Source organism: Blastopirellula retiformator (assembly GCF_007859755.1).
Classification (GTDB): domain Bacteria; phylum Planctomycetota; class Planctomycetia; order Pirellulales; family Pirellulaceae; genus Blastopirellula; species Blastopirellula retiformator.
The window spans coordinates 1,555,688-1,581,735 of sequence record NZ_SJPF01000001.1 but is presented as its reverse complement, the minus strand read 5'-3'; the positions used below and the strand labels follow the sequence as shown (position 1 = coordinate 1,581,735).

The 26,048-nt window shown below is 59.1% G+C and carries 26 protein-coding genes; 4 read left to right on the top strand and 22 right to left on the bottom strand.

Features of this window, described 5'->3' with window-relative positions; translation table 11 throughout:
• Window positions 1-17: 17 nt before the first annotated feature.
• The 9 genes from Enr8_RS06600 to Enr8_RS06560 form a co-directional block, all read right to left on the bottom strand.
• A complete protein-coding gene (locus Enr8_RS06600) occupies window positions 18-1,607 on the bottom strand; it encodes a hybrid sensor histidine kinase/response regulator (protein WP_146429780.1) in 1,590 nt (529 codons plus the stop codon).
• The gene (locus Enr8_RS06595) at window positions 1,604-2,095 is read right to left on the bottom strand and encodes a response regulator (RefSeq protein WP_146429779.1); all 492 of its coding nucleotides are present in this window, start codon (window positions 2,093-2,095) and stop codon (window positions 1,604-1,606) included. The genes Enr8_RS06600 and Enr8_RS06595 overlap by 4 nt, the downstream gene beginning before the upstream one ends.
• Window positions 2,096-2,647: 552 nt before the next feature.
• Window positions 2,648-3,334, bottom strand: coding sequence for a hypothetical protein (locus Enr8_RS06590; RefSeq protein WP_146429778.1), 687 nt, complete (start codon window positions 3,332-3,334; stop codon window positions 2,648-2,650).
• A gap of 107 nt (window positions 3,335-3,441) precedes the next feature.
• On the bottom strand, window positions 3,442-6,345 hold the full coding sequence (locus tag Enr8_RS06585; RefSeq protein ID WP_146429777.1) for a hypothetical protein: 2,904 nt from the start codon (window positions 6,343-6,345) through the stop codon (window positions 3,442-3,444).
• 105 nt (window positions 6,346-6,450) lie between these two features.
• Entirely contained in the window at window positions 6,451-7,434 is a 984-nt protein-coding gene (locus Enr8_RS06580; protein WP_146429776.1) for a zinc ribbon domain-containing protein, read from the bottom strand.
• A 7-nt stretch (window positions 7,435-7,441) separates the two neighbouring features.
• Window positions 7,442-8,563: a zinc ribbon domain-containing protein gene (locus Enr8_RS06575; protein ID WP_146429775.1), complete on the bottom strand. Its 1,122-nt coding sequence runs from the start codon at window positions 8,561-8,563 to the stop codon at window positions 7,442-7,444.
• A gap of 27 nt (window positions 8,564-8,590) precedes the next feature.
• Entirely contained in the window at window positions 8,591-9,217 is a 627-nt protein-coding gene (gene ruvA, locus Enr8_RS06570) for a Holliday junction branch migration protein RuvA (protein WP_146429774.1), read from the bottom strand.
• 62 nt (window positions 9,218-9,279) lie between these two features.
• Window positions 9,280-9,780: a crossover junction endodeoxyribonuclease RuvC gene (ruvC, locus tag Enr8_RS06565; protein WP_146429773.1), complete on the bottom strand. Its 501-nt coding sequence runs from the start codon at window positions 9,778-9,780 to the stop codon at window positions 9,280-9,282.
• Window positions 9,781-9,937: 157 nt separating this feature from the next.
• Window positions 9,938-10,579: a hypothetical protein gene (locus Enr8_RS06560; RefSeq protein ID WP_146429772.1), complete on the bottom strand. Its 642-nt coding sequence runs from the start codon at window positions 10,577-10,579 to the stop codon at window positions 9,938-9,940.
• 381 nt (window positions 10,580-10,960) lie between these two features.
• On the opposite strand from Enr8_RS06560, the gene Enr8_RS06555 reads away from it, so the two are divergent.
• From Enr8_RS06555 to Enr8_RS06545, 3 genes are all read left to right on the top strand, one after another.
• Entirely contained in the window at window positions 10,961-12,583 is a 1,623-nt protein-coding gene (locus Enr8_RS06555) for a type II and III secretion system protein family protein (protein WP_146429771.1), read from the top strand.
• Window positions 12,584-12,652: 69 nt separating this feature from the next.
• On the top strand, window positions 12,653-13,273 hold the full coding sequence (locus tag Enr8_RS25260; RefSeq protein ID WP_186767467.1) for a hypothetical protein: 621 nt from the start codon (window positions 12,653-12,655) through the stop codon (window positions 13,271-13,273).
• A gap of 72 nt (window positions 13,274-13,345) precedes the next feature.
• The gene (locus tag Enr8_RS06545; protein WP_146429770.1) at window positions 13,346-14,407 is read left to right on the top strand and encodes a tetratricopeptide repeat protein; all 1,062 of its coding nucleotides are present in this window, start codon (window positions 13,346-13,348) and stop codon (window positions 14,405-14,407) included.
• On the opposite strand, the gene Enr8_RS06540 is transcribed toward Enr8_RS06545, so the two are convergent.
• From Enr8_RS06540 to Enr8_RS06480, 13 genes are all read right to left on the bottom strand, one after another.
• Entirely contained in the window at window positions 14,408-15,382 is a 975-nt protein-coding gene (locus tag Enr8_RS06540) for a type II secretion system F family protein (RefSeq protein ID WP_146429769.1), read from the bottom strand.
• Window positions 15,383-15,420: 38 nt separating this feature from the next.
• Window positions 15,421-16,353, bottom strand: coding sequence for a type II secretion system F family protein (locus tag Enr8_RS06535; protein ID WP_146429768.1), 933 nt, complete (start codon window positions 16,351-16,353; stop codon window positions 15,421-15,423).
• Complete coding sequence (locus Enr8_RS06530; RefSeq protein ID WP_146429767.1) at window positions 16,353-17,801, bottom strand: CpaF family protein; 1,449 nt, start codon at window positions 17,799-17,801, stop codon at window positions 16,353-16,355. The genes Enr8_RS06535 and Enr8_RS06530 overlap by 1 nt, the downstream gene beginning before the upstream one ends.
• 40 nt (window positions 17,802-17,841) lie before the next feature.
• Window positions 17,842-18,768 (bottom strand): Flp pilus assembly protein CpaB, encoded by a 927-nt coding sequence (gene cpaB, locus Enr8_RS06525; protein WP_146429766.1) that lies wholly within the window; start codon window positions 18,766-18,768, stop codon window positions 17,842-17,844.
• Window positions 18,769-18,947: 179 nt separating this feature from the next.
• Window positions 18,948-19,484, bottom strand: coding sequence for an A24 family peptidase (locus Enr8_RS06520; RefSeq protein WP_146429765.1), 537 nt, complete (start codon window positions 19,482-19,484; stop codon window positions 18,948-18,950).
• A gap of 162 nt (window positions 19,485-19,646) precedes the next feature.
• Window positions 19,647-20,003, bottom strand: coding sequence for a Flp family type IVb pilin (locus Enr8_RS06515; protein ID WP_146429764.1), 357 nt, complete (start codon window positions 20,001-20,003; stop codon window positions 19,647-19,649).
• Between the two features lie 128 nt (window positions 20,004-20,131).
• The gene (locus Enr8_RS06510) at window positions 20,132-20,488 is read right to left on the bottom strand and encodes a Flp family type IVb pilin (RefSeq protein ID WP_146429763.1); all 357 of its coding nucleotides are present in this window, start codon (window positions 20,486-20,488) and stop codon (window positions 20,132-20,134) included.
• A gap of 190 nt (window positions 20,489-20,678) precedes the next feature.
• Window positions 20,679-21,068, bottom strand: a complete 390-nt coding sequence (locus Enr8_RS06505) for a hypothetical protein (protein WP_146429762.1) — start codon at window positions 21,066-21,068, stop codon at window positions 20,679-20,681.
• 110 nt (window positions 21,069-21,178) lie between these two features.
• Window positions 21,179-21,544 (bottom strand): hypothetical protein, encoded by a 366-nt coding sequence (locus Enr8_RS06500; protein WP_146429761.1) that lies wholly within the window; start codon window positions 21,542-21,544, stop codon window positions 21,179-21,181.
• Window positions 21,545-21,597: 53 nt separating this feature from the next.
• Window positions 21,598-22,860 carry a hypothetical protein gene (locus Enr8_RS06495; protein WP_146429760.1) on the bottom strand — a complete coding sequence of 421 codons (1,263 nt, stop codon included), beginning with the start codon at window positions 22,858-22,860 and terminating at the stop codon, window positions 21,598-21,600.
• On the bottom strand, window positions 22,857-24,470 hold the full coding sequence (locus tag Enr8_RS06490; RefSeq protein WP_146429759.1) for a hypothetical protein: 1,614 nt from the start codon (window positions 24,468-24,470) through the stop codon (window positions 22,857-22,859). Before Enr8_RS06490 ends, Enr8_RS06495 begins: the two co-directional genes overlap by 4 nt.
• Window positions 24,454-24,942, bottom strand: a complete 489-nt coding sequence (locus Enr8_RS06485; protein ID WP_146429758.1) for a hypothetical protein — start codon at window positions 24,940-24,942, stop codon at window positions 24,454-24,456. The genes Enr8_RS06490 and Enr8_RS06485 overlap by 17 nt, the downstream gene beginning before the upstream one ends.
• A 69-nt stretch (window positions 24,943-25,011) precedes the next feature.
• Window positions 25,012-25,197 carry a hypothetical protein gene (locus tag Enr8_RS06480; protein ID WP_146429757.1) on the bottom strand — a complete coding sequence of 62 codons (186 nt, stop codon included), beginning with the start codon at window positions 25,195-25,197 and terminating at the stop codon, window positions 25,012-25,014.
• Window positions 25,198-25,554: 357 nt separating this feature from the next.
• On the opposite strand from Enr8_RS06480, the gene Enr8_RS06475 reads away from it, so the two are divergent.
• On the top strand, window positions 25,555-26,040 hold the full coding sequence (locus Enr8_RS06475; protein ID WP_186767466.1) for a TadE/TadG family type IV pilus assembly protein: 486 nt from the start codon (window positions 25,555-25,557) through the stop codon (window positions 26,038-26,040).
• Window positions 26,041-26,048 lie beyond the last annotated feature (8 nt).

Below are 26,048 nucleotides of genomic sequence, written 5' to 3'. Positions count from 1 at the left end.
TCATCAACTCGCACTCATCAACCGATGAAATTCGCCGTTGGCGACTCCAACAACAACGCGTCGAACTGCTTCAGGATCTTCGCTACGCTTTCTTGCGAGCTCCATTGGCAGATCGTCTCGGCGTGATAGGCAGGCAGGGGCCCCATCGGTCGATTGCGGCTGTGCTTGTCATACTCCTTTTTAGCGCGGCGGAACCACTCGTCCGACTCGGTCGGAAAGGCGGTCATCACCAACAGCCAGCGATTGGTATCGACGCGTAACAACAGATCGTCGATCCGCAACAGGCAATTGAGGAAGCCGTCAAACTCCTTCGGAACGGGCGCCGGAACGCGGTCGTCGATCTTAATTTCAATCAGTTGCAGCGAATCCTTCGAGCTACGGCGAAACTCAAGCCAACGCCGCATCACTTCGGTCGGCAAGGCAAAGGGAATTCCAAATGAGAATTCGCTCCCTTCGTCGACCTTACTCGTCACATTCAGTTCGCCCAGGTTCAGCTTGGCGAGGCGCTGCGCGATGTTGAGCCCCAGGCCAAAGCCTTTCGCCGACTCTTTCACGCCTTGATCGAGCTGCTTAAAACGGAGGAACAACTTCTCAAGCGACTCCGCATCGATGCCGGGCCCCGTGTCGGTCACGCCGATCACCAGTTCCCGCCTTTCGTGATCCGGTTTCGCCCACAGTTCCACCCGTCCTCCCTCGGGCGTGAACTTGATGGCGTTAACGGCCAGGTTGGTGATCACCCGGCCCACTTTCTCCGCATCGCAATAGACCTCTGGCAGGTCCGGCTTGCAATTGACGAAGAAGGCGATCTGTTTGGCGAAGGCCCGCGGCGACAAGAGCGACTCGGCGTGTCGAATAATCTCGGTAGGATCGACGTTGCGGCGCCAGGCGCCCAGAAGTCCCGATTCGATCCGGCTGACGTCCAGCAAGTCGTCGACCATGTTATTGAGATCGTCGGCCCGGACTGAGACCTTCGCAAGCATCCGTTTTTGCTCGTCATTCACTTCGCCCGCCAATCCTTCGCGGATCAGCGCCACGTAGTCGATGATGACGGTCAGCGGCGTCCGGAAATCATGCGAGACGTTGTCGACAAATTCCTGCGCGGTTTTGTACAGTTGTTTCAAGCGGCGATTTTTTCGCTTCAGCAGACGCGCCTGCTGCGTCATCAGGCCCTGGCTCTCTTTCAACTCCGCGACCAAACTGGTCACCTCGTTGAGCGATCGCTGTCGCTGAACGGCGTGCAAGATCGCGCGTTTGACCGTGCGTCCGGCCAACTCTCCTTTCAGCAGATAATCTTGGGCGCCGGCCGATAGGATCTTGCTCTCCATGCTCTCGTCTTCTAGCGACGTCAGCACCAGGATCGGCGTCGTGGCCGAGACCGCCCGCAACGTGGAGACCGTTTCGAGACCGACGCTATCGGGAATCGTGAGGTCGGTAACAATCACGTCGAAATCCTCTTCGCAAAATCGCTGCGAGGCTTCTTCGAGAGTTTGCACCCACTGAACGTCAAACATGCTTCCCGCCGCCGAGAGTTGGCGAGCGATCAGCCGGTAGTCGTCCGCGTCATCCTCGAGTACCAGAACCCGAATTTTGGTCGCTTCCAGATTCATTTTCGGTACACCTGCTCTTCTCGACGGCGAATCCGCACAAATTTGCTCAGGCGCTCAAGCAACCCGTCAAACGGAATCGGCTTCGTCAGAAACAGGTCAGCGCCGCCGGCCAGGATCCGCTTCTTCCGCGCTTCATCGCGCGTGCCGGTCAGGACGACCACCGGTAGATTGCGGGTCGACGGGTTGGTCCGCACGCAGTCGAGCAAGAACTCGCCATCGCCGTTGGGCATCTCAAGATCCATCAGAATCAGATCGGGACGACGCACGATCAGATCCCGAATTCCCTGGATCCCGTAGTAGGCGGGCTCGAATTCGACCTCGTACTCACGCATTCGCAACGCGAGCAGGTTTTGGTAATCCGGGTCGTCGTCAACGCTTAAGAGAAGCGGCGGCTTGTTCGCTTTCGCCAGTAGGTGTCGCCGCTTGCGTTTCTTTTCTTTCTTCAGCTGCGCCAGCATGTTTTGCCCCCGTTTCGACCATGCGGTCAATTTAGCGATTTAGGTAGGAACTTTATCGCGAAGAGGTTCCGTGCAAGTGGATAGCAGGGATCCTCTCAAACCTTGGTAGGATGACTTCGACGACGCCTCTGGCTAGCGAGCTATGTCGTCCAAGTTTTGTGGGCATGAGCCGCAATCAGCCTGTCATGGCGGGCAAAACCATAAGCGACAAACTGACGCTATTGCGACCTCTGAAACCATACGCCAACTTCTGTGGTCAGCAAGCGAGCGAAATAGAGGGAAAGAATCGAACAGCAATTGACTAGCGTTTGATAACTCCTTGTCTCAGCTGAACTTCACGCGGTTTGTGCAACTACGGATTGCCGAAGCCAGGTGCGGCACCGCGCACACTTCGCCTAACCGACCGTAACCATTGCGACGGATGCGCGCGTGAAACAACCGATTTTGCCAGTTCGCCGGTCGTCTGGGCGTCAGTTGCGGTTAGAAACAACGCTTGAGCAGCAAGCGAGCTGACAACAGAAAGACGGACGAGTACCTACTCGTCCGTCGGTCTTACAATCGCGACGTTGCGAACGCCTGGCGCTAGTCGATGGCGGTGATCCGCTGCACCGTGACGATCCAACGATCCGCGATTTCAACGCCAGCCTTACACTGAAGGCTGCCAACTACCTTCACTTGCTTGCCGCTCTGCTCTTCGGCCAGCTTGCGAAATGCGGCGTCGTTTCCCAAGTCAAGCTCCCACGTAATTCCCTGCGCGGTGATGGTGGCGCCGGTCGTCTCTCCCCCGATGGCGAACAAGCCGGACTCAAGCGTGCCAACGACCGTCACTTCGATCGAACCTTCGCCGGTTGAGCCTGAGGAAATCGCCTTTCCGTTCACCTTCTTCGCATCCCCTTTGTCCACCACAACCAGGCGATAAGCGAAACCGGGCCCGGCCATCCGGGTGCCGGCCGCGATAAAACGAATATCATCCGCCTGGAGCGTAGGACGCATCATGACCCGGTTCGGCCCGTCGACGACGCCGACCAGCACAATCTGTCGATCAAAGTCGAGCTTCGGCAATTCCTCGTTCGGCCGCCAGGCGGTCCACAGTTTCTCCCAAGCGTCGGAATCGGCAACAAAGCCTGACTTTGGCGCTAAGCTTTTCAGCGAATTGTCAGGCGTCTTGCCATACCAATCTTGCTGAGGATCCACTTCTAGCTCGGCCGAAATCGCCAGCGGAGCGACGACTGCCGACAACAACAAGGCGGACAGAAAACGAGTGAACATATTTTTCTCCTTCGCAGGGCGGATATAGGTTTACGCTAGTAATACGACGGCGAACGAAGCCGAATCGTTTTTTTTGGGCGAATCGGCTCCATTTATTTTCTTCGCCGTTAACGCCACGACAACACTTTGAAGACTCCCTCGTGACGTTTCGCCCGCGAGGGCAAGGCAAGGAGTGCGTCACGATAGAGGCTCAACAGTAGGGCGACGCCGAAAAAGAGTCCCCCGCCGATCATCATCGCGACCGCCACGTTCTGCAACACGCTCGGCAGTTGCACATAACAAACCAGCGAGCCGAAGTAGAGCAGCAGCGCAACGCCGCCGGTAATCGTCGTCCCCCGCACGCGGCAAACCAGGCCAACTCCCAACAACACCAGGGCGATCGCCAGCACGCCGATTTCGTGGAACATCCACCAGGCCGACAAGTCGGTCGCGAATTGAAATCGCCGCCACAATAGTGCAACCGTCATCGGCGCCGCCAACAACAAGCTTCCCATCCACAACCCGATCGAAACCTCGTCCTGCTTTTCCCCTTCCTCGCGATACCAACCAATGTGACTGACGACCAACATCAAGGCGCCGATCACCGTCGCCGCCAGTTCGACCTTCTGGTGAATCAACAGCTTGCTCGAAGCGGCGCAGAAGATCACCAACGTCAATGCCTGGACGACCGCCAACACGCCGTACCCGCGACGCCACGGCCGGTTGCCGACCATCGCCGCCCCTGCCAGGGACGCCACTCCCAAGCCGACCAACAGAATAACGATTCGAACGTCCATTTCACGCAGCGGCAACCGATTGAGCGTATACAAGATGCCGGCAGCGCCCGAGAGGGACAGCACCAGATTTCCTCCCAAGAACATCGCGTCCGATGCAGTCTTACTTTCATCCCGATCAAGGATCTGCCAGCGATACAGTCCCAACTGCACCAGGCCGGCGGCCGCGAACGTCGCGATCCCGCCGACAATCCCCGCGTCGGCATACCACAGCGCCTGCCAGGCCGCCAATATGCCGGCGACCGTCGCCAGGTAGCCCCCCACCGCATGCCGCTGCAGTCGCGCCGCCAACAGGTAAAAGCAGCAAACCTCGGCGAAGAAGATCGCCAAGCGCAAGTGAACCGTCTTGGCGACGACTGCTGCCCCACCTAAAGGAGCAATCACGCCCAGCGACGAAACGATCGCATGCGCCAGCAACAAGCCGGTCGCTAAATGAGCCGCCATCTCGAGTCCGCCGGCGGCCGGTTTTTCGTAGAATCGCGAAGCGACCAGGTAGGCGACCGGAATCGCCATCATGATCGGCGCCGCCACATGCCAGGCCCCGAATCCCAACAAGGCCAAACCGCCCAGCGAAGCCAGCATCACCGCCAGCGCCGCCGCGCCGAAGTAGACTCGTTCGGCGTCTCCTTCGTCCTTCAGCGCCACGTGGGCGCCAAAGCGACAGCTTACCGCCGTCACCAGCATCGCCGCTACGTAGATCCAACTCCACGCGGCGGCAGGCTCAAAGTACTCGATCTGCAGGTACTGAAAGACGCCGATCGCCAGCGGCGCCGCCAACAGCACGACCGCCAACGCATGCGTGATCGTTTCGGCTGCCGGTCGATCGATTAGCGGCGTCAAACGATGTTCCGTTCGCCGCATCAATACCAGGCGCACCGCGTTGATCAGCAGCGAGGTGCAGGACATCGCCAGGATCAGCGTTTCCGGTTTGATCTCGATTGGCAGCAGGTCGAGGAACACCAACTCGGCGAAGAAGCAACTGACGATCGCCCCGACCAGGTACTTGCCGCTCCGCTCGACGACAAAGTGCGAATACCCGTACAAATAGACCGCGCCTATCGAGAGCAGCAGCGCCAGCGACTTCAAGGCGAAGTCGTCGGCCAGCGATGGCCTGTCGAAGGTCAAAGGGCCTCGCAACCATCCATGCCACAGGTCGACCAGGAGCGACTGGTAACACCAGGCCGCCACACACCAGCCAACAAGTACCGAAACCGCCCCTAGCAGCAAGATCTGCCCCGAGCGAAAGCAAGCCACGCCGAACTTGTCTCGACTGAAGTCGCCATTGCCCGGCGGAAAGGCTCGCTCAGCGTGAATCGCTACCGCGGCGATCGCCATCAAGAGCGTCGCCGCTGCGGCGCCTTGCCAGAACTGGGCGACATGCTGGTCGGCCAGAATCAACAGCCCAGTCAACGTGGCGCCTCCCACCACGACGTACACAAAGATCGCATCGCGGACCTGCCGCGCCATGAGCACGTACAGCAAACTAATTACCAGCGCTGGTATCCACAGATGCCCTCCTTCGTTCAAGACGATCAAGCCTTGGGCGTCGTAGAACCACAAATGAAGCGGCATCAACAAACAGGACAACAGCGCCACGCCTCGGCCGGCCGTTTGAAACTTCGACCAGCGAATCAACGCGAAGCCACTCAGCAAGATCGCCAGGTTCCCCGCCCCCAGACAAATCGCCACCGTCAGCGGATCATCAAAAAAGCCGATCGTCGCCAGCCAAATGACCAGGCCGATCATCAACAGGCCGCCCCCGATCGCCATCAAGTACTGCAGCGTCTTCGGATCGAGCGCCACTTCTAAGAAGCTGCGCTGCGGCTCGTCGATCACTTCCGCCGTCGCTGGTTCTGAAGTCGTTTCTTCGGCCCGCGGTTCAGTCGCCGGTTTGACATTCAGTTGGGCCCGCACGTCACGTCCGCGAGAGCGGTTCTGCCGTTGGCACAAGCTTTTCTCGGCCAGATTCAAGCGTCCGCTCTGCAAGTGACGATCGATCTCTCGATCAAGAAAGGTGAGATAACGGAACTCTTGGGCCAGGCTCCCCTCCTCTTCCCCTTTCGGCGGCTCTTGCAATTCGACAGGCGGAATCGCCGACGGGTTGTCAGCCAGTTCGCGATATTGCCCCAAAATCTCTTGATGATGTTCCGCCGATAGACAGCCCTCTTGCCGCCACCGCTCAAAGGTCTCGACGGCGAAGTGGATCGCCTGGGCGTAATCTTGACGCCGGTCGCTCATGGCCCGCTCCCTTGGCTAATAGGTGATGGTCCCATGAACAGAAGAATGGGACTATCTACCTACGCGTAAGGAACGCCGGCAGAAGACAATTGGGGGGAGAAAAGGTTACCGTCCGGCAAGTCCAGCACAAATGGCCATCGCCGCCAGTACGGCCAACGCAACGCCGACCGTCGCCGCCACGGCGACCCCGATCTTGGCGTAAGAAACCGGAGCCTGACCGAAGGTCTTGCTGGTTTGCCCGTTGATCAGAAAGCGATAGACCTTGTCCTTGTAGCGGTAGGCCATGATCCAGATCGGCAGCAACATCGGCTCGCTCGACATGTCCTGGATCCGCATGTTCACTTTGACGTTCCGACTGCGGGGAGGAACATATTCGGCGTCGCAGGCCTGACGCTCGAGCTCCTCCAGTCCGTTGCGGGCGTAGGGTCGCGCGTACTTTCGCGACACCTTAAAATCCTCGACCGTGAACGAGTCGAAATCGACCGAGGCCGGTTCAGCCGCCGCATCCAGGCGAAACGGCCCGATCGCATCGGTCTCATGCGGCGTCAGTGCGCCGCTCGCCCCAACCAGCAAACCACGGTATTCGGCTTGATGCTGTCCCGAGACGGGCCGCCAATCGCCGGTCGAGCCAAACGGCAAGTCCGACGTGTCGGCGGTCCAGTTGCTGAAAACCTTCGCCTGAAAAACCCAAAACGGCACGTAGATCGGCGTAATCTTCTCGATGATGGCGGCGGTCGACAAGTCGCTGGGGCGCCAATACCCCTTCTTGAGCGCGTCCCGCATCAGGCTTTCCGCCTGCGATCGATCGACCGCAAACGGAATCGCCGCTTGCGGAGCGACCGTTTTGTGATCCTTCTTTTTCTTGAGCTTCTCACTGCCGCAAAACGGACAGCGGAGCGTTCCCTCTTTGGCCGAATAGCTCATCGAAGCGCCGCATCCCTCGCAGTCAAAGCTGAGGGTCGTCATCGTCGCCTTGTCCGCTTCGCGTCCTTCACGATGGGGCGCTTCGGTTCCGCAGTTCCCGCAGAAGAGATCCTCTTCGTCAATCAGGGCGCCGCAGTTCTGGCATTTTTCGAGTCGTTCGCTCATCCTGCTCCTAACCCAGCGACTTGAGAATCAGGATGAGAATCACCAGCAGGACCAACAGCCCCACGACGCCGCCGATCACCCCGCCGATCCGCTGCCACGAAATCGGCTTGTCGCCAGCGATCTTGCCGGTCTGGCCGTTGACCAGAAAGCGATAGAGCTTGTCTTTGTAGCGGTAGCTGAGCAAATAGACCGGCAATAGACAAAGGTCTGAGCTTTCGCGGCTGAATTGCGTATCGACGACCAAACTACGATGCGTGTTCCCCGGCAGGAACCCGGCGATGTTCGCCTGTTCGCGGCGATAGAACTCTTGGCGACAAATCTGCAGCGCTTCGTTCTTTTCGATCGAGTACTCTTCGGCGCTCCAGCCTGCCAGATAAAACGGCTCGTATCGCTTTAGCGCCGGCAAGTTAAACGGTTTAATCCGGTCGGCGTCCGCTTGCTGCAGTCCTTTGCTGGCTGAAATCATATAGCCGCTATAGTAGCGATGATGTTCTCCATCCAGCGGCCACCACTCGGTCTCGGTCACGGTCCGGGTCTTGGTGACCATCTTGCCGTTTTCCATCGTGGTATACGTTTCGGTGCGATACCAATATTCGCCGATCGACGCCGACCAGCGACTTTCGGCCAACATCGTAAAACCCCAAAACGGCAGATAGACGCCTCGCAGCTTCTCGGCCACTTTCGCCAACCGTAGATCGCCGGGACGAAACCACTTGTTGTCTTTGATCCAGGCGTAGAACTTCGCCTCGGCTTGCTCTGGCGTGATCTGAAAGCCGATTACAAACTCGGGACGCTGCCGCCCGGCGACCTCTGGCGAGTATTCGACGACGTAGTTGGAATCGCAAAAGGGACAGACGAAGGCCCGCTGATCGATCGACACGCTGACCTTGGCGCCGCAGCTATTGCATTGCAGGAACTTGTGCTGGTCATCTTGGCTGTTGACCGGTTTGAGCGGCTCGACCACTTCGCTCGGCGTACCGCAGGCGGGGCAGAATTTGTCTTGCGGCTCGACCGGACATCCACACGCCGGGCACGGGTTGCCCGACGGCGGCACAACTTCCGCGTCGACTACGTCGTCGTCGATCGGTTGGACCAATTCATCGTGCGGGATCGTTTCGGCAGTGGACATGGGACGGACGACTCGAGACTAGAGGACTTAACTAGAGTGACTCAGCTGATACACTGCCTGTAGCAGCGATTCGACGTCTTTATACTTCTTCTTCCCTTCCAAGGCTGCGTCAACCAACTTGCGGGCGTCGCTTTCGCTATGCCCCAGCGACCGCAGCACTTCAAACGTCTCGGTGATGACGTCGCGCGGCGCCAGATCCTCGGGGATATCGTTGCGACCGACCAACAGGGCGAATTTCGGCACCTTGCGGCGCAGCTTCGCCACAATCCGCTCGGCGGTGGCGGGTCCAACCCCCGGCAGCGCCGACAGTCCCTTGGCGTCTTGTTCTTCGATCAACGAGGCGACTTCTTGGACCGGGCGAACCATCGCACGCAAAGCTTTTCGGACGCCGACCCCGTCTACCGAGCAAAACAGCTCGAAAAACTCTCGCTCAATTCGATCAGAAAACCCAATAATTCGCGGCGTCAGACGCCCCTGCTGAGGGTTGCCGTCCAGGTACTCGATCGTGTGGAGCGAAATCTCTTCGCCGATGCGATTTTGCAATTGTCGACGAACAAACTCGGGAATCAGAACTTCGTATTCAAAAGCCCCGACGGCGAGCGACAGCGCCGTCTCGCTGACCGAGTTCACTTTGCCCGTAATTTTAGTAATCAACGCGAGGGTTCCTGGATGCGCAAAGAAAAGCGAAACCACGTTTTTAGAGGATACCGACGCCGTTACGCAACCTGCGTCGGCGAGCTCTCGAGATAATAGTGGCAGAGGGCCACGGCCAAAGCGTCGGCGACGTCGGGCGGATCGGGGATTTCCGCCAGCCCCAGTTCGCGCTGCACCGAAAGTTGCATCTGGCTTTTGGGGGCCCGACCTGATCCGGTCAGCAGCTTCTTGATCTGGGTCGCCGAATAATGATGGATCGGCAGACCGGCCTGTTCGGCGGCCAGGCAGAGGACGCCGCGGGCATGCCCCATGATGATGGCCGTCTTGGGGCGTTCGTAGTGCGAATACAGTTGCTCGATCGCCATCGCCTCGGGCTTGAGCGTCTCGATCACATCCCGCACGCCATCGTAGATTTCGCGCACGCGGGCTGGCAAAGAACCGCGCGCTTTGCCTCGCACGACGCCCGCCTCAATGATTTTCACCTGGCGGTTTTTCGCTTCGACCACGGCGTAACCGGTGATGTTCAGCCCGGGGTCAATTCCCAGTATTCGTCTGCTCTCCATCGCATTCCTACCAGCGTTTGCGCAAGTGCGGCAAAGCCGTGCCGCATTGCCTAGATTGTATCGGGATCGCCATTTTCGAGCGAGGCGCATCAAAAAGCCCCGCTATTGGCGGCGGGGCTTTTCGGTACGAACGGCATGTGCGAATCTCGCGGCGCCGCTACGGCGTGATCAATTCGGCCGGCGGGGCGAACTTCGCGTCGAAGTCGCGGTAGACTTCTTCAAATACGTCGTTCGAGTATGGCAAGCGCGGGTTGGCGACCCACTGCTCGGCGACCACCTGCTGCGGCGCGATCATCGCGGCGTTGTACGGACGGAAGTAATAGTAGAAGTGGGGCGAGGCTTCGTACGGGAAATGCTGTCGCATGTTGCCGGGGCAGCACCAGACGGCCGGCATACAGTGATTGGACCAGAAGCTGTAGTACTGCTCGCAACCGTGATAGTACTGATCGCTGCGACGTGAGGTCCGGTCGAAGTAGGCCTCGCCATGGCCAGACGTATAGTCGACCGGCGACGCGGCGTACGATATATCAACCGCCGAAGTTTCGAGCTCGGTCGGCGCGACTTCGATGACGGTTTCTTCAGGATACGCGGCGACGGTCGGTGCGTTGTACTTCACCGGCTGTACGACGTTAGCTTTGGCGACGCTCGGTTTGATGACGCCGGTTCCGATCTCGTTGGCCGGCGCCTGCACTGCTGGCTTTTCGCGGAGCGACGGCGGGATCAGATGGCGAGTCGTGCTGCCATGACCAGGATGAGCCGACACGGCGGCTACGGCAACCAGAAATGTAAGTTGAACCATCGTCCGCTACTTTCCCAGATAGAACGTCAGGAACTGGACGCACCCCAGACTTTGAGTCACGCCTCCTTCCTAAGTTCGGACATCGCGTCGCCGGTTCTCAGAAAAACCGGATCCACCCAGAGAGCTTGCGCAGATCTCTTCGTACTACGCAAACCGCCCGAACCTCCATTTTCCGGGTACATCGCTAGCGTTCTGACCTGCCAGCATGGCGCCGCTCGATCAGGAAGAATCATCAAAATCATTGGATTTTGCCAACCAGACTGAACTGACCTGCAGAGCTTTTCCGATCCTAAAGGACATTGCCGATCATCTTGACTCAGCAGACGGACTAAGAATCTGCGCGTCAAGCCACGGCGGCTGCGACATAGAAAGACCAATAGGATGACGATGCGCAACACAACCAACGCATTTGCGGCTCTGACGATCATTCTCTGCTCGTGGGGAATTGCGCGGGGCCAGGCGCAAGAATTGTTGCCGGCGCCCAACCAAATTGAGCAGCTCTCCAGCCCCAATTCGGCGACGCTGCAAAAGCAGTCCGACCTGATTGACGAGGTACTCGAACCGGAGCTGATCTTCAGTCTGTTCGAGTCGCAGTCAAAGATCGTCCGCACCAAGGCGCCGGTCTTCCGTATCGCAATCACCAATCCGTCGATCGTCGAAGTCAACGAATTCTCGCCGACGGAGTTGGAAGTGATCGGCTCGCAAATCGGCCAGACGACGATGACGCTCTGGTTCAACAATCCGGACGGCACCGTCTCGACGCTGCGATATCTGATTATCGTGCAGCAAGAGGACGATCGAGCCGACCTGGAGTTCGGCAAACTGCAAGCGCGAATCAACGAGCTATTCCCCTATAGCCGCGTTCAACTCTTCCCGATCGCCGACAAACTGATCATCCGCGGCCAGGCCCGCGACGCCAAAGAGGCGGCCGAGATTCTGGCGGTCGTCGGCGAGCAAACGGTCAACCAAAATGGGAACCTGACTAACGGCGGCGCCGTCAACGTCGGCTCGGTCGCTCGCTTGCCGAACGCCGAAGACCTGCAAACGACTTCGCTAATTAACCTGCTGGAAGTCCCTGGCGAACAACAAGTCATGCTGAAGGTCCGCGTTGCGGAACTGTCGCGAGAAGCGGCGCGTGAACTTGGCATGGACTTCTCGGTGGTGGAAGATTCGTTCTCGATCGCCCACACCATCATGGGCGGCGCCGGCAACCTGTCGGCCATTCTGGATGGGGGCGACGTCGAGCTGTTCATTCGCGCCTTCAGCAGCAATGGGACCGCCAAGATCCTGGCCGAGCCGACCTTGATGACCCTCAGCGGCCAATCGGCCAGTTTTATCGCGGGCGGCGAATTCGCCGTTCCCACGGCAGTCGGCGTCGGCGGCATCGGCGCCGTCAGCACCTCGTTCCGCGGCTTTGGTACGCAGGTCAGCTTCACTCCGACGGTGACCGACAAAGATATGATTCGCTTGTCGGTGGCGCCGTCGGTCAGCTCGGTCAATCAAAACCTGAGCGTCGATGGAGTGCCGGGTCTCGATATTCGCGGCGCCGTCACGACGGTCGATCTGCGTGAAGGTCAATGGCTGGCGATCGCCGGTTTGATTCAAGACGAACAAGAAGCGTCCCGTTCTCGCTTCCCGCTGTTGGGCGACATTCCTTACGTCGGCGCCGCCTTCGGCAGCCAGACGACCCGCCGGATCGAAACCGAATTGGTCATCCTGGTCAGCCCCGAGTTGGTCCACCCGATGGAACGCGACCAGGTGCCGCTCTACCTGCCGGGCATGGAAGTGACCGACCCGACCGACAAAGAGTTCTTCCTGCATCAGCAGATCGAAGGCTTGCCGGGCTACGATTTCCGCAGCACGGTCTGGCCGACCTATCGCCATCAGATTCACCACCAGAACTTCGAGCAAGTGCGTCTCAAGCGCGAGGCTCGCAAGTGCCGCGGTCAATATCAGGAAAGCGAAGGGTATTACGTCCACGGACCAGCCGGCTTCTCCGACTAGTCTGGCTCGCCCCCACCTTCGTTGTTCTCGATACATTTTTCACCTAGCCATCACTGAGGGACCTTCCCGATGAAAAAACGCCGCAACATTGTCGCTGGATTCGGCCTGTCGGTCGTGATGTTCGGCGCCGTGACAGGCTGCCACCGGCACGGCATCATCGAACCGGCGCCCTATCCGCCGCTCGGTTCGGTGATCGATCAGATGAACGAAGCCCAAGAGCAAAATGCGGAAGCCGCCAAGTTCGTCATCTACATGCACGAGTTTGAAGCGAGCGTGCCGGAAGAGAAGGTCCGCAACGTCAAAGCCTGGCGTCTGAACGACTACGGCGAAGATCACGTCAAGCAGATCGCCGCCAAGATGAAGGAAGGGGTCGGCTTTCCGGTTGTGGTTGAGCGCAGCCAGACGAGCGTCGATCCTCGCAGCACCTACAAATACCCGGTCCACTACAACAGCGAGATCGACGAGAAACGTCGTCAGGTCGTCGTCTCGGCGCTGGTGCACATGGGCGTCGCCGACGCCGAGAACCGCGTCGTCGTGGCGCCATCCTTCTCGGAAGGTTTGAACGCCTCGGAAGCGGCCTCCGCCTATGGCAATTCGCGGATTGGCGGACGTGGCCGCAACGGCGGCGGCTTTGGTGGCGGATTCGGAGGCTTCGGCGGCGGATTTGGCGGCGGCGGCGGTTTCTTCTAATCGTCTTTCCGCAAGACCGACCAGCGCACCCCGATATTGAACGACTTTCAACCGAATAAAGTAGCGAACATCATGGCCAAATACGCTCCGATCGCCTTGCTCGTTTCCGTCGCTTGCGTCGGCTGCGCCTCGGCGCCGTTTGGGCAGGGAGGCGGACTCTTCTCCTCAGCTCATCCTGGTCCGGCCAACTATAGCCAACAGCTAAGTCTAGCGCGGTTGTCGGAACGTCAAGACAAGTCGGAGTCGGCCGAACGCATTTACCATGCGATCCTGAAAGAGCAACCCGACAACGTCGTCGCCAACCATCGCCTGGGTGTGATGGCCGCCAAACGGGGCCTCCACGACGAAGCCGGCAAGTACTTTACAGCCGCCGAAGCCAGCGGCCTGCAAACCGCCGAGTTCTACAACGACTACGGCTATTGGCTCTACCTGCAGAACAAAACGGAAGGCGCTGAACAGTACTTCCAAAAGTCGCTGGCGACCGACGGCTCGTATCGCGCCGCGCACAATAACCTGGGGCTGATTCTGGGCGAACAACAGCGGTATGAAGAGAGCCTGAAACACTTCATGCTGGCGGTCGACGAAGGGGAAGCTTACGCCAACCTCGCCTTCATCCAGTCGCAGATGGGAGATCTGGAGTCGGCTGAAGGCAACTACCACCAGGCCCTGGAAATGAACCCCGAACTAAAACGCGCCGCCCAAGCCCTGGTGCAGATCGCCAGCAAGCGGGGTCACATCCAACCGGTGCGAAAGGTTCCGACCAAGCGTGAGAAGAAAACGGCCGACCAGGTGGCGCAGAAGCGAACCGCAGCTCCTGTCGTCGCCGCCTCCGAAGAAGAAACGCCCAAACAGGTCGCGCCGGTCGCCTACATGGCCCCGCAAAACCCGTCCAACACCGTTGCCGATGCCGCGCAGACGCAACAGTTGGTCGTGGACGCCGGTCAAGCGTCGCTGGAAACGAAGGTCGAGTCGGCGATGACCAGCAAGTCGGGCCTGCACTACCCGCAGATCATGTCGATTCCGCCGTCGTTGAAGCTGAATCAGATGAAGCAGACCATCAGCGACAGTCCGAGCGCTACTCAACGACTGGGCTTTGCCGAAAACACGCTGCGTGACACGCGGCGAAGCGAGTAACTACGGCGACTCGTACCGCTCTGGCAGCGGGCTCGCCGCGGCCGACGTGTTCTGGTCAAGCGCTCCACCTTCCTGGGCGCCGGTAGTCATGAAGTCATGCAGCCGCAACGCCGATGGCCCCAGCAGCAAGATATAGATCGGCGGGGCCAAGAGAAAGATGACCGGGATCAGCAGCTTGATCGAGTTCTGATTCCCCCGCTCTTCGGCCAACTGGCGCCGCGTGCGTCGAATGCTGTCGGCAAACTCGCGAAATGCTCCCGCTACGCTGCCGCCAATGCGCTGCGCTTGGGTAACGAGCGTCGACAACGCGTTGACTTCTGGGATCTCTAACCGTTTGGCGAAGTTCTGAATCGCCTGGGTGAGCGAGCCGGTTTCAGCCTGACGATCAATGATCATCAACTCGCACGCCAAGTCTTCGTGCGCTTGCACCATCTCGTCGCTGACCCGCTTGATCGACTTTTGCAGCGGCAGCCCCGCGGTGGTCGTCATGGTGATCATGTCGAGCGCGTCGGGCAATGCGTGCTGAATACGACTAACGCGGGCTGACGCCTGCGAGCTGATAATGACGCGCGGAATCGCGAAGATCAAAATCAGGACCGCGACGCTGAAGATCAAGATCAACTGCGTCAGCGATTCGCTCAGATCCGGAATCGCCACCAAGGCGACGCCGACAAAGATAATCCAGGCAACCAGCGCCGCGTTACGCACCGCGAGAAACTCATCCGCCGCGTCACGGTGATAGTAGCCCGCTTTGACCATGTCTTTCTGCAGCGTCTCGTACGACGACGAAGAGACCGGCACGATTCCGGCGAAGGCCCGCGTCATCCGCCCCAAACCGATCGACGGCTTGGCCCCGGGATGCAGCATCGCGTCGGGCTGGTTCCGATCGCTGGAAAGCAACAACCGCCCTACCAGATAGATCAACAGGGTGACGCCAAAGAAGGCGCCGACGACCAGTAGCATGGGGTTGTTCATGGGAAGTAACTCTGACGATCCGCTTTTTGGTTGGCCATTTAGTAGTCGGCCTTCACCAGGCGATAGACGAAATAAAGACCAAGCGCCTCGCTAATCAAGGCAAACAGCAACAAGTATCGCCCCCACGGATGAGAGAAGAACTCGCTGAAGTACTCCGGTTGAAACAGCAGGAAGAACAACAGCAGCAGCGGTGCGAGCAGCGAAATAATCGTCGCCGACATTCGCCCGGCGCTGGTGATGCTCCGCAATTGGCGATGGTACGCCATCCGGTCGCGAATGACCGCCGCCAACCGATCCAGGGTTTCGGGCAAGGCGCCGCCTGACTCGCGATGGACGCTGATCGTGGTGGCGAAAATCTTGACGTCCATCAATTCGACGCGATCCGCCATTCCTTCCATCGCGGCCGGAACCGGCAAACCGACGTCGAGTTGTTTGGCACAGCGGCGGAACTCGATACCGATCGGATCTTCGCTTGTCTCGCCCACCAAGTGAACGGCTTGCTCAAAGCTTTCGCCGGCCCGAACGGCACGTGCAATTAACTCTAGCGCCCCGGGGAACTGCGTTTGAAACGCCTGTAAGCGACGACGCTTGATCCAGATCAACACGCCCAGTCCGGCAAAGATCCCCAGCACGGTCGCCAAACCGGTCACCAGCGGATCCTCGGTAAACACAAACGCCGCCAAGCCGCATGTCAGTCCGATCGCCAGCAACAACGTCACCGCCATCGTCGGCCCGAAATCGACGCCCGAGAGATACAACGTGCGGGTCAACCAATGATCGAACTCGCCGATCGACGAACCTTCGGTCAAATTACGTCGGGGCGGAAACTGCCGCAGTCCGACCAATGTCGACGAACCGCTCTGTCCACCATACGCCAGCTCTTTGACCGCCAGAAAAATGAACGCGGCCACCGAAGCGACGCCCGCAAAGATCAGCACGGCGATGATGTTGGGATCGAGATTATCGAGCACTACGACTCCTCCTCTCGATCAGCGGGCTCATGGCGGTGGTCGGCATCCGCCGCCAGATCAATCAAGCCGGACTCTTCGCTCGACAGGGCGACTCGGCCGACCGAGTTGATGTACTTGGCGTAGATCGGATCCGATTCATGCTTCTGCATGACGTTCTCGTCGAAATCGACGCCCGCGTCGGCGAAGCGTTCTCGACAAACGGCCCAGTAACCGGTAGCGTAAAAGCGACCTTTGGCCCGGCCATGTTCGTCGAGTCCTTCTTGGCGGAACCCGAAGATGTCGTCCAAGACGTAATCGCCGTTCTCGTTGACTTCGCGAATCTCGGCGATGCGGGTGACGCGACGAACGCCCCCTTTCAAGCGGGCGACATGAATCACCAACTTGATTCCAGCGGCAACGTATTGGCGAACCACTTTGACCGGCAACTCAAAACCAGTCATCGCGACCATCATTTCTAGCCGGGCCAGCGCGTCGAGCGAATCATTGGCGTGAATCGTCGTCAGCGAACCTTCGTGACCGGTGTTCATCGCCTGCAACATGTCGAGCGCTTCAGGCCCGCGCACTTCGCCGACGATGATGCGATCGGGACGCATCCGCAAACTGTTGCGAACCAGGTCGCGCTGCGTGACGGCGCCGGCGCCTTCGCTGTTGGAGGGCCGGGTTTCCATGCCCAGGACGTGCGGATGCTGCAACAACAGTTCGGCCGAATCTTCGATCGTGACGATCCGCTCGTCATGCGGAATCGACGCCGACAAGGCGTTCAGCAAGGTGGTCTTACCGGCACCGGTACCGCCGGAGATCAGGAAGCTGATCCGCGAAGCGACGCAGGCCTGCAGAAAATCGGCCATCTCTTGCGAGAGCGAATCGGTCGCGATCAGATTCTTCAGATGTAGGTGCTCGATGCCGAATCGGCGAATCGACATTTTTGGTCCGCCCAACGCCAGAGGCGCCACGACGGCGTTTACCCGCGATCCGTCCGGCAAGCGAGCGTCGACCATCGGGCTCACTTCATCGATCCGGCGCCCTACCCGGCCGACGACGCGCTGAATGATTCGCAGCACGTGGGCGTCATCCGCGAAAATCACATCGGTCAGTTCCAACTGGCCGTGACGTTCGATGTAAACCTCGGCGGCGCCGTTGACCAGAATGTCGCTGATCGAGGGGTCCTTCATCAGCGGCTCGATCGGCCCCAGACCAAACAGTTCGTAGTCAAGCTCTTTCTCGAGACGACGGCGGGTTTCGTCATTCAGCTTCAGGTTCTTGCGCTGGCAGTATTTGCTCGACAGGTTGCGAATGTCGTCGCGGATCGCCTCTTCGTTTCGGCTGGTGACGGCGCCCAAGTCGAGCGAGTCGACCATCTCGGCATGCAGCGACGTCTTGAGACGCTGGAACTCCAGTTCGTCCTGGTCGATTTCTCGGTCGGCCGCGGTTTGGCTGGACATGATCATCGCGCGATTGCCTACGAAGATGGGGGAGAAAGAGACTCGGCTAGCTGGCGACGGCGACATCGGCCGCGGCGTCGACAGCGTCCTGCGATTGCGACGCGCGGAACAACTGATCGCGGCCGTCAGCATTCTCGCGAAACTCCAGTTCCGAGATGCTCGCGCCGCGATAGACCCGCATCATCGTTCGCAACGGCGGGCGGCGGTCCATCAGTTCCGACAACGTGCGCGGCGCTCCGTCGTAAGAAACGGCGTTCCCATCTGGCGAAACCAACGCCAGCGCGAACGTGCCGTGGTTCTCGGCGACTTGCAGCTTGATGACGTCCTGCGGTTGCACCGCCAGGGTCACGGTCGCCGTCTGACGTCGACGGGCCACGCGGGGATCGGCAATAGGATTGACCGACAACGGACTGGCGTCGAACGACAGAACTTTGACTTCTTGCAGCAGCGTCACGGTCGTTTGCGGCAACTCATTTTCGACATCGGCGTCGACGCGAAACAACACGTCGACCTTCGTGCCGGGGCGAGCAAACCCTTCGACCGCTTCGTCATATTCGACTCGCACGGTGAACGCGCGTTGGCCTGGCTCCAGATCCTGAACGATGCCGGGGCCCGTTCCTTCCGGATAGAACATGTCGGGCGTAAAGACCGACTTATCGGCCAGTTCTTGTTTCAAGGTGCGGCCGATGATCTGCTCGGCGCTGACCATGTACCCGCTCGGCAGCGGCTGAGCGTCGACCTGCTCTTGCGTGTAGCGGTAGATGACCACGTCGCCCATGGTCAGGGTACGGCCCGCCATCAGATTGGCGGCCGCTTTCGGAACGACATACGTTTCGACCGGTGGCGGGGGCGTTTCCACGACCGGCGCCGGCTCTTCTCGCGTCATGTTCTTGCGGACCACATAAGCGGCCAACAAGCCGAACATGACGGCGACTACGCCCAATAATAACGTTCCAGGACTCAACCGAGACATTGTGCTCGCTCCGCTAGCGCGATCCGTTGCTGTTTCTAAATCTGAATTCAGCGGCGATCCGTGCCGAAATTGCGGAACAACATCCTGTCGTACCGAAGCGTGTCTTGGTTCTTAGTGTAATTACAGGGGCGTCCGTTTCACCCGGGAAACGGACCATTTTCCCCAGAAATAGCCGCTGGTTAGCCGTTTTCGAGCGGCGTCTTCAGCAGGATGACCAGTCGCAGTAGAAGAAAGATCCAACTGGCCAGGCAAACCGGCACCCCATAGGGAAGCGTCTGCCGAGCGATATCGAGCTTTTCCTTCGCCGAATCTCCCCCAGCCGACGCATCCGGCTTGTCGGTTCTGGCGCGAAACATCATCTTTCCCACGACCAGGAAGATGGTGATGATTAGCGCTAAAACCGCACTGCTGATAAACACCAGGACGACCAGAATCGGGCCAAACCAGGCTCCGAGGGCCGCCATAAACTTCACGTCTCCTCCCCCACCTCCTCCGATCAACAGGAGAACCAGCAGGAGGGCGAATCCTACAACCGCGCCTAGCAGGCTATGCTGCAAACCGCCCCAGCCGTTGACGACCGAGTGAAACAGGACGCCCAGTCCCAGCGCCGGCATCGTCAACCAATTAGGTAGCTTACCGGTTTTCAGGTCGACGCCAAAGGCGATCGCCGTAAATAGGGCGACCACAAGGACCGCGACGAGATTCAGCTTGTCCACGTTCTATTCGACTTCGCTTGATCGCTGTCCAAATTCAATCGCCGATACCCCAATAGTCAAAAGAGAGACCGCCTATCCGCGGATCGGCGGTCTCCTCTTTCGATTTCCGCTTTCACCGTCGACCGAACAAACCGGGCGACGGCGAGCGTCACAAACGTACGACTACGGGTTGACCGGAAGCGGGGCGTTGCCGCTTTCGTCCGTGTCGTTGGCCCCACTGATGACGATGCAGTTGTCAATTTGGCCAGCGACGGCGCCATCGGTGTCGCAGTAGTCCAGATTGTCGCTGTAGTCGCTACCCGAGACGGCGGCCGAGTGACCGGTGATGCCCCAGATGGTGTAGCTTTGATCCAGGTCTTGGATCGCGCCAGCGACGTCGGACAGTTCCGAGGTAACGGCATCACGAACCGAAGCCAGACCAACAATCAAACCAATCACGACGATCGTCGCAATCAAAATCAATTCGGTCGAAACGATGAAACCAGCTTCATCGTTCCACAAGCGTTTCAGCAAAGACATTTAGAAACTCCACAATTAGAATAGTTGGGAAACAGGAATCAATCGCGACATCCCAATCGCGACTTCAAGATCAAAACTCACTCGCCTGGTCGTGCCGAAACAGGTCGGCCGCGACCCGGCGAAGTTCGTTACGGGTTGACCGGAAGCGGAGCGTTGCCGCTTTCGTCCGTGTCGTTGGCCGCATTGATGACAATGCAGTTGTCGATGCCGCCCGGCGTGTCGCCGTTGTCATCGCAATAGTCCAAAGCGTCGCCGTAGTCGCTACCCGAGACGGCGGCCGAGTGACCGGTAACGCCCCAGATGGTGTAGCTCTGATCCAGGTCTTGGATCGCACCCGCGACGTCGGACAGTTCCGAAGTCACCGCATCGCGAACCGAGGCCAAGCCGACGATCAAACCGATCACGACGATCGTCGCGATCAAAATCAACTCAGTGGAAACGATGAAACCTGCTTCATCATTCCACAAGCGTTTCACCAGTTGCATCTATGCAATCTCCTGTTGTTGTGGCGGACCGCGAAAATCAAATATCGACGTCGCTCAATGTGCCGTTGCAACGAGTCCGCCATTCGACTCTTCGGCAAGCGAGCGAGACGCTTACTTTGGGTGGTGGCCGCGAGACGCCAGACGCCGTCGCGCGACCGATTTTCTTATCAAGGGATGTTTCATTGGTGTGTTACGGAGTTGGACCGTCTTCTCCCTGACCGACCGGAAACCCGGGCGCGAAACTCAAGTTCGCCGGCGGCTGGTCAGCCGGATCGCTCCAACCCAGTTCGTCCTGGTCGACATACAACGCCGAGACGACGACCTGCGGCGGTCCTACCGGCGGAGTGACTGTAATCTCGTAGCCGAACGACTGATCAAGGCTGTCAATCGCTACCCCGAGATCGCCAAACTCCTGCACGATGTGGTCACGCAAACTGGTAAGTCCGACCACGGCGCCCAAAATCAGCACCACCGCGACCAGGATGAGCGCATAAGCCGAGACGACTCCGCGCTGATCTCGCCACAGTTCTCGCCGCATCCAAACGGCGATCGATCGGAAGGTATTTGTATGTCGCTTCATGATTTTATTTGTAGACAGCGTAGATTGTGATGACTTTGACGATTATGCCTAGCCGGCTTCCTTGATTTTTTCGGAATATCTTGCGTAAATTACGCACAACCCCCGAAGGATTAAGGCTGGGGATTCGGCGGCGTGCCGTTTTCATCGGTGTCATTGCCGCCAATAACGATTCCACCTGGAGGTTGTCCCGCGACATCTGGGCCGTCGCCGAGATCAGGTCGATCGATATATCGAAAATTTCGAAAGCCAGTCACAACGTGAACGCCGCCATACGTCTTGTCGACGATGACTTGGTTCCCCATGACTTGGAGGTGTCCGCCGCTCTGGAACTCCACTGCATAAGATTGGTCGAGTTGACCGACGGCTTGCCCAGTGTCGCCCAACTCTTGCACGATACCGTCGCGAAGGGTCGCCAGACCCACGATCAGACCAACCACGACAATCGTACTGAACAATAGCAATTCCGCCGAATTCACGAAACCCGATTCGTCGGACCAAAGACGATTTAATAGCCGCATGCTAGCGAACCTCATGAGGAAAGGGACGAATCTTCATCTTCGCCCGAAGTCGTTGTGTCGTTATCCAATGCCTTGTCACACTTGAGACGGGCCCACTGCTCAGCGGGCAACGCGCCCCGCCATAGCGCAAGCGCTCGGCCAACATGGCTTAAAAAGGTGTAATTGTCGCGAATCGAGTCGTCGCTCATCTTCTCGACTTCCGTCGCCAACCACTGGCCAGCGCGGATCTTGGTTTCTCGCGGGGGCTGCACGTCTTCCGGTGCAATCGCCCACCATTCCAGCGCGTGCCCGGTGGCGAGCAACCGCCGCGACAGCGGATCCGAGAGCCCTTCGTCGACCGGCGTCTGGGAAGAGTCGTACCAGTTTTGATCCCAGTAGCCTGCCTCGTTTTGGCTGCCGACCAGACGGCGGGTCGCCTCGCTCAAATGGGCGATGATTTCATCCCGCGTCGCCGCGTCTTGGAACAGCCCAGTCTCTTGATCCAATCGCAGCAGCGCGGCCAGCGTGAACAGGCGATGGTTGCCATAGCAAACTCCCTGCACCCACTGCTGCCGCATGATTCGCTGGGCCAACTGATCAAACGTCAGCCGTTCCCCTTCGCGCGAAACCCAGCCGCCGTCGTCAGCAGCGAACGTTGCAGCGGCGATCGAAGTCCATTCGTACTCTTGTTGATTCAAGCGAAAGTCACGCAGCGCTCCGACCAGCAGATCGCGCAGCGTCAGCGTCTCATCCCGCGACTTCAGCGGAAAATCAAGCGGCGTGCCGATCTCGGCCAGCGTCGCCAACGTGTGATCGACATGGCTGGAAGTTGCCGCGCCTTGTTGCGTTCGCACGGCCCAGCCTGATTCGCCCGGGGTAACCAGCTCGCGGGTCGCGTCTCCCCAGTACTCGTGAAAGACGTTCATGTCGGTCAGCAACTGCCGCATCTCTTCGCCCGAGAGACATTCGGCGTCGGCGAAATTCGCATCGGCGCCCCAGAACCGCAGCGCGTGATCCACATGGTTGATCTTTGGCTGTTGATGACGAAAGCGGGGACGCAAGCGGACCAGAACGGTGCGCAGCTGCTCGTCGGTGATCAGTTCCGGCAGGTCGTACTGCGGCCCGACCAACTGCGGCGCGTTTCGCAGGTTCGGCAAGCTCGGGACGCTCGCCTGGCGATCGCCGCGAATCGCCCAGGCGATTCCGGTCGAAAGCACCGCCAGCAGGACCGCTTGCACTATCACAAACAAGGGCGTTGACATCCCACGCCGCGAGGATTGTGTGCTGCTGCTCATGCGGCGCTCCTTCGCTGGAGAACCAAGGCGCGAGCGTTTTCCCAAGCCAACTGCCAGTCCCCTCCGACATCGCCCAGAACCTGCGTCGCGAAATCGCCGTGCGCCCGCTTGTCGATGACCAGCGTGTCGACGTCATACCGATCCAGGATCCGCTGCCATTGCGAGCCTCCTTGATACAGTCGTCGAAAATCGAACTTCGCTTGTTGCGGTAGACGATCGAAGTCCGACGTGGCGAACATCTCGGCATCGGCGTCGGCGTATGCGATGAAGTCGCTCCAGACGACCGGCGCCAAGATGAACCGCTCGCGACGGTTTTCGTGCAGAAAACGAACCACGCCCAGCGGCGGATCTTCAATCGCACTGGCCAACATGCGCGGAGTTCCCCCCAAGACCGACGCACTGATTGGGCTCAGCGCAAAACCGATCCAGATCGCCAACAGTGACAACAGCGTAAAGGCGAAACGCAGCGGCCGAGGCTCCTGCGTATCCGAAGTCGCCACCGGCTCGGCCTTGTCCGAGCGAGCGAACAGGCCGGCGGTCATTGGTAGGCAAATCATCGTCGCCACCGCCACCAACGTCAAAACGAAATGCGTATTGCAAGCCGCTAAACTGATGGCGACGACGAACATCGCGATATCGCCGCCATGTACTGGCGTTTGCGATCGTCGCAACAAGCAAGCAAGCGCCGCCACCAGCAATGCGACGATCGCCCCGAGCCCCGAAGCCAAGACCAGCGGCGTCGATCCATCCAGCGGATGAACGATCTGCGCCAATGCTTCGGCCCAGACGCCAAAGCCAAATGGATTGAGCAGCGTCACGAACCAACAGAGCTGAGCCAACCAAACCCAAGCCTGTACCTGGCGATCACCACAGGTTTCTCCCCACGATCGACCGGTCAACCGCGAATCGCAAGCGACGCCCACCGCAATCGCCGACATCAGTAGTGGGCCCGCAACGAACGTCCAATGCGTGTTGGCCCACGCAACGATCGCAAGGGGCGCGACGATCCAACTCCAAATCGATGGCGCCATATTTGATTGTCGCCAGCCGGCGAAGATCGCCAGCGGTGTGAGAAATAGCGCGAGACGCACCGACGAAGCGAGTTCTGGGGTCAGGCCTTGCCAACAGAATAGCAACGTCGCAGCGGCCAGCGCAACTGCGATCAGTCTTAGCCATTTGGGCGAACTGCTTGGGCACAGCACGAAGTAAACGAATAACAAGTAGCCAGTCGCCACCAAGGTCGATGCCAACGAAATCGCCTCGGGGCCGCCGGCGCGATTGACGAGCGCCAACGAGATGTCCGCCAACCAATTGGTCGGTCGATACAAACTGGTCGCAGCCAGCGGCATCTGCACTGGATGGGACGGCAGTTGCGATTCGGCCAGAATCGTCCGCCCGACCGAAATGTCGCGCCAGACGCCGACCGTCGACAGCGGCAAGTAATAAAACAGCAGAAACGCGACGACGAAGAAACTGACGATCGCAAAGTCAAGCGGCGAAAGCGCATAACGATCACTCAATAGCGGCGTCGTATCGCGCGGCGAAGCGTCGTTCGTCTTGTCGTTGGCCGATTCCATGCCAAGTTGCTCCTGCTCAGGCGCCGCTAACATGGGTCATCTCTACGATTCGTTGGTCGAAATCGAGGCCGAACGTTTTCAACAGATTGAGCGTCGGTGCGCTTTGCAACGAGACGGCGGCCGAAACGCGCACCTCGCCCATCATCACCGAACCGGGCGAAGGAGCCAGCAACGGGTCGCCATAAACGGTGTGCGCGCCGACCTGATCGATCGCCAGCGCGATCTTGGGCGTGCTGGTCGAGAGCCCGTGCACCTGCATCGCTTGATTGAAGGTCGCGCGCGCCGCTTGGGGCGCGTCGGCTGGGTTGATCGTCTTGGCCGCTTCCCGGGCCGCTTCGGCGACGGCGGCCTCGACGGTCGCCTGAAACGCCGAAAGCGCCGCAAACTGCACAATCGCCAGCGAGGCGATCAGCAACAGCGGAAACGCAATCACCAACTCCAACGTTTGCACGCCGGAGCGCGATCGCTTTCGCGTCGAGATCGTATTGGAGAACAAGGCGCGCATTCTTGCGACAACCATCCGAAACGGAGAACGAACTATTGAACCGACCCCGCAGACTGCGGGATACCTCTGCTAGATCTGGATTTGCGAGATCGCATCCGCCAGGTCAATCAACTCGTTCAATAGCGCTCCGCGGACGGTGGCAAGGCCTGCAATCGCCCCGATCCCGATCAAGGTGAGGAGGATCAGATATTCAACAAACACGCCGCCATTCTGATCTGCGGCCAGTTTGCTCAATCGAGATTTCAAAAAATTCATGTTCGCGCGAAATCCGGTGGTTACTGGGTGGGGGGAGGAAACTCCAGGATTCGCAGTCCTGCCAAACTAGCGAATCTTCGCCAAATGCGCTTTTTTGGCGTAACCTCTACCGTAATAACGCGGACAACCACTTACAACTTCCCAACCCAAATTATCTGAATAACCGGCTTATCCGGCGAAACTTACGCCAACCGGCCGGTAAATAGTTGACGCGGACGGGCCTGCTCACGTTAATGAGTAGTTGTCGCCGGTCACCACTCTCCCCCACACAGATTGTTTCGCTTGTCTTGCCTAAGCCCCTATTTCCTGAGCCCTTTGGGGTATCGACGGCCGGCAAAACGCCGCAGCGGGGGGGTCGTGTTGGAGCTGATCCTGACGCTGCCAATATTACTAATCCTGCTACTAGCGATCATCGAGTTCTATCTGCTATACGCCAATCTGCCTCGTCTGGAGGCGGCAAGTCGAGCTGGGGCGCTCACCGCATCCCGAATCTCGTTGCCCAGCGGCGGCAGTCCTCCCAGTAACGTGATCGCAGCGGTCGACCGGCAACTAGAGACGCTGAATTTGCCGGGCCGGCAAATCATTCTGCTCCACGATACGCAGAGCGGGGTTACGAAGTTGGCGGACGGAACCAGCTATCCAGCCCCAACGGACCTGATGGACCACCTGCCGACGACCCGAAATTACGTCCGCGTCGCCGTCCAGACTCCCATGACCGGGCTGACTCCGAACCTGCTGCAATCGCTGGGGATGGATATCAGCGGGCGGATCGTGTCGCAGACGACGACGCTGCGTCACCTCGACATGCAGCTCAACCCGCCGCAAAACCCGGGCAGTCCGTAACAAGCGAT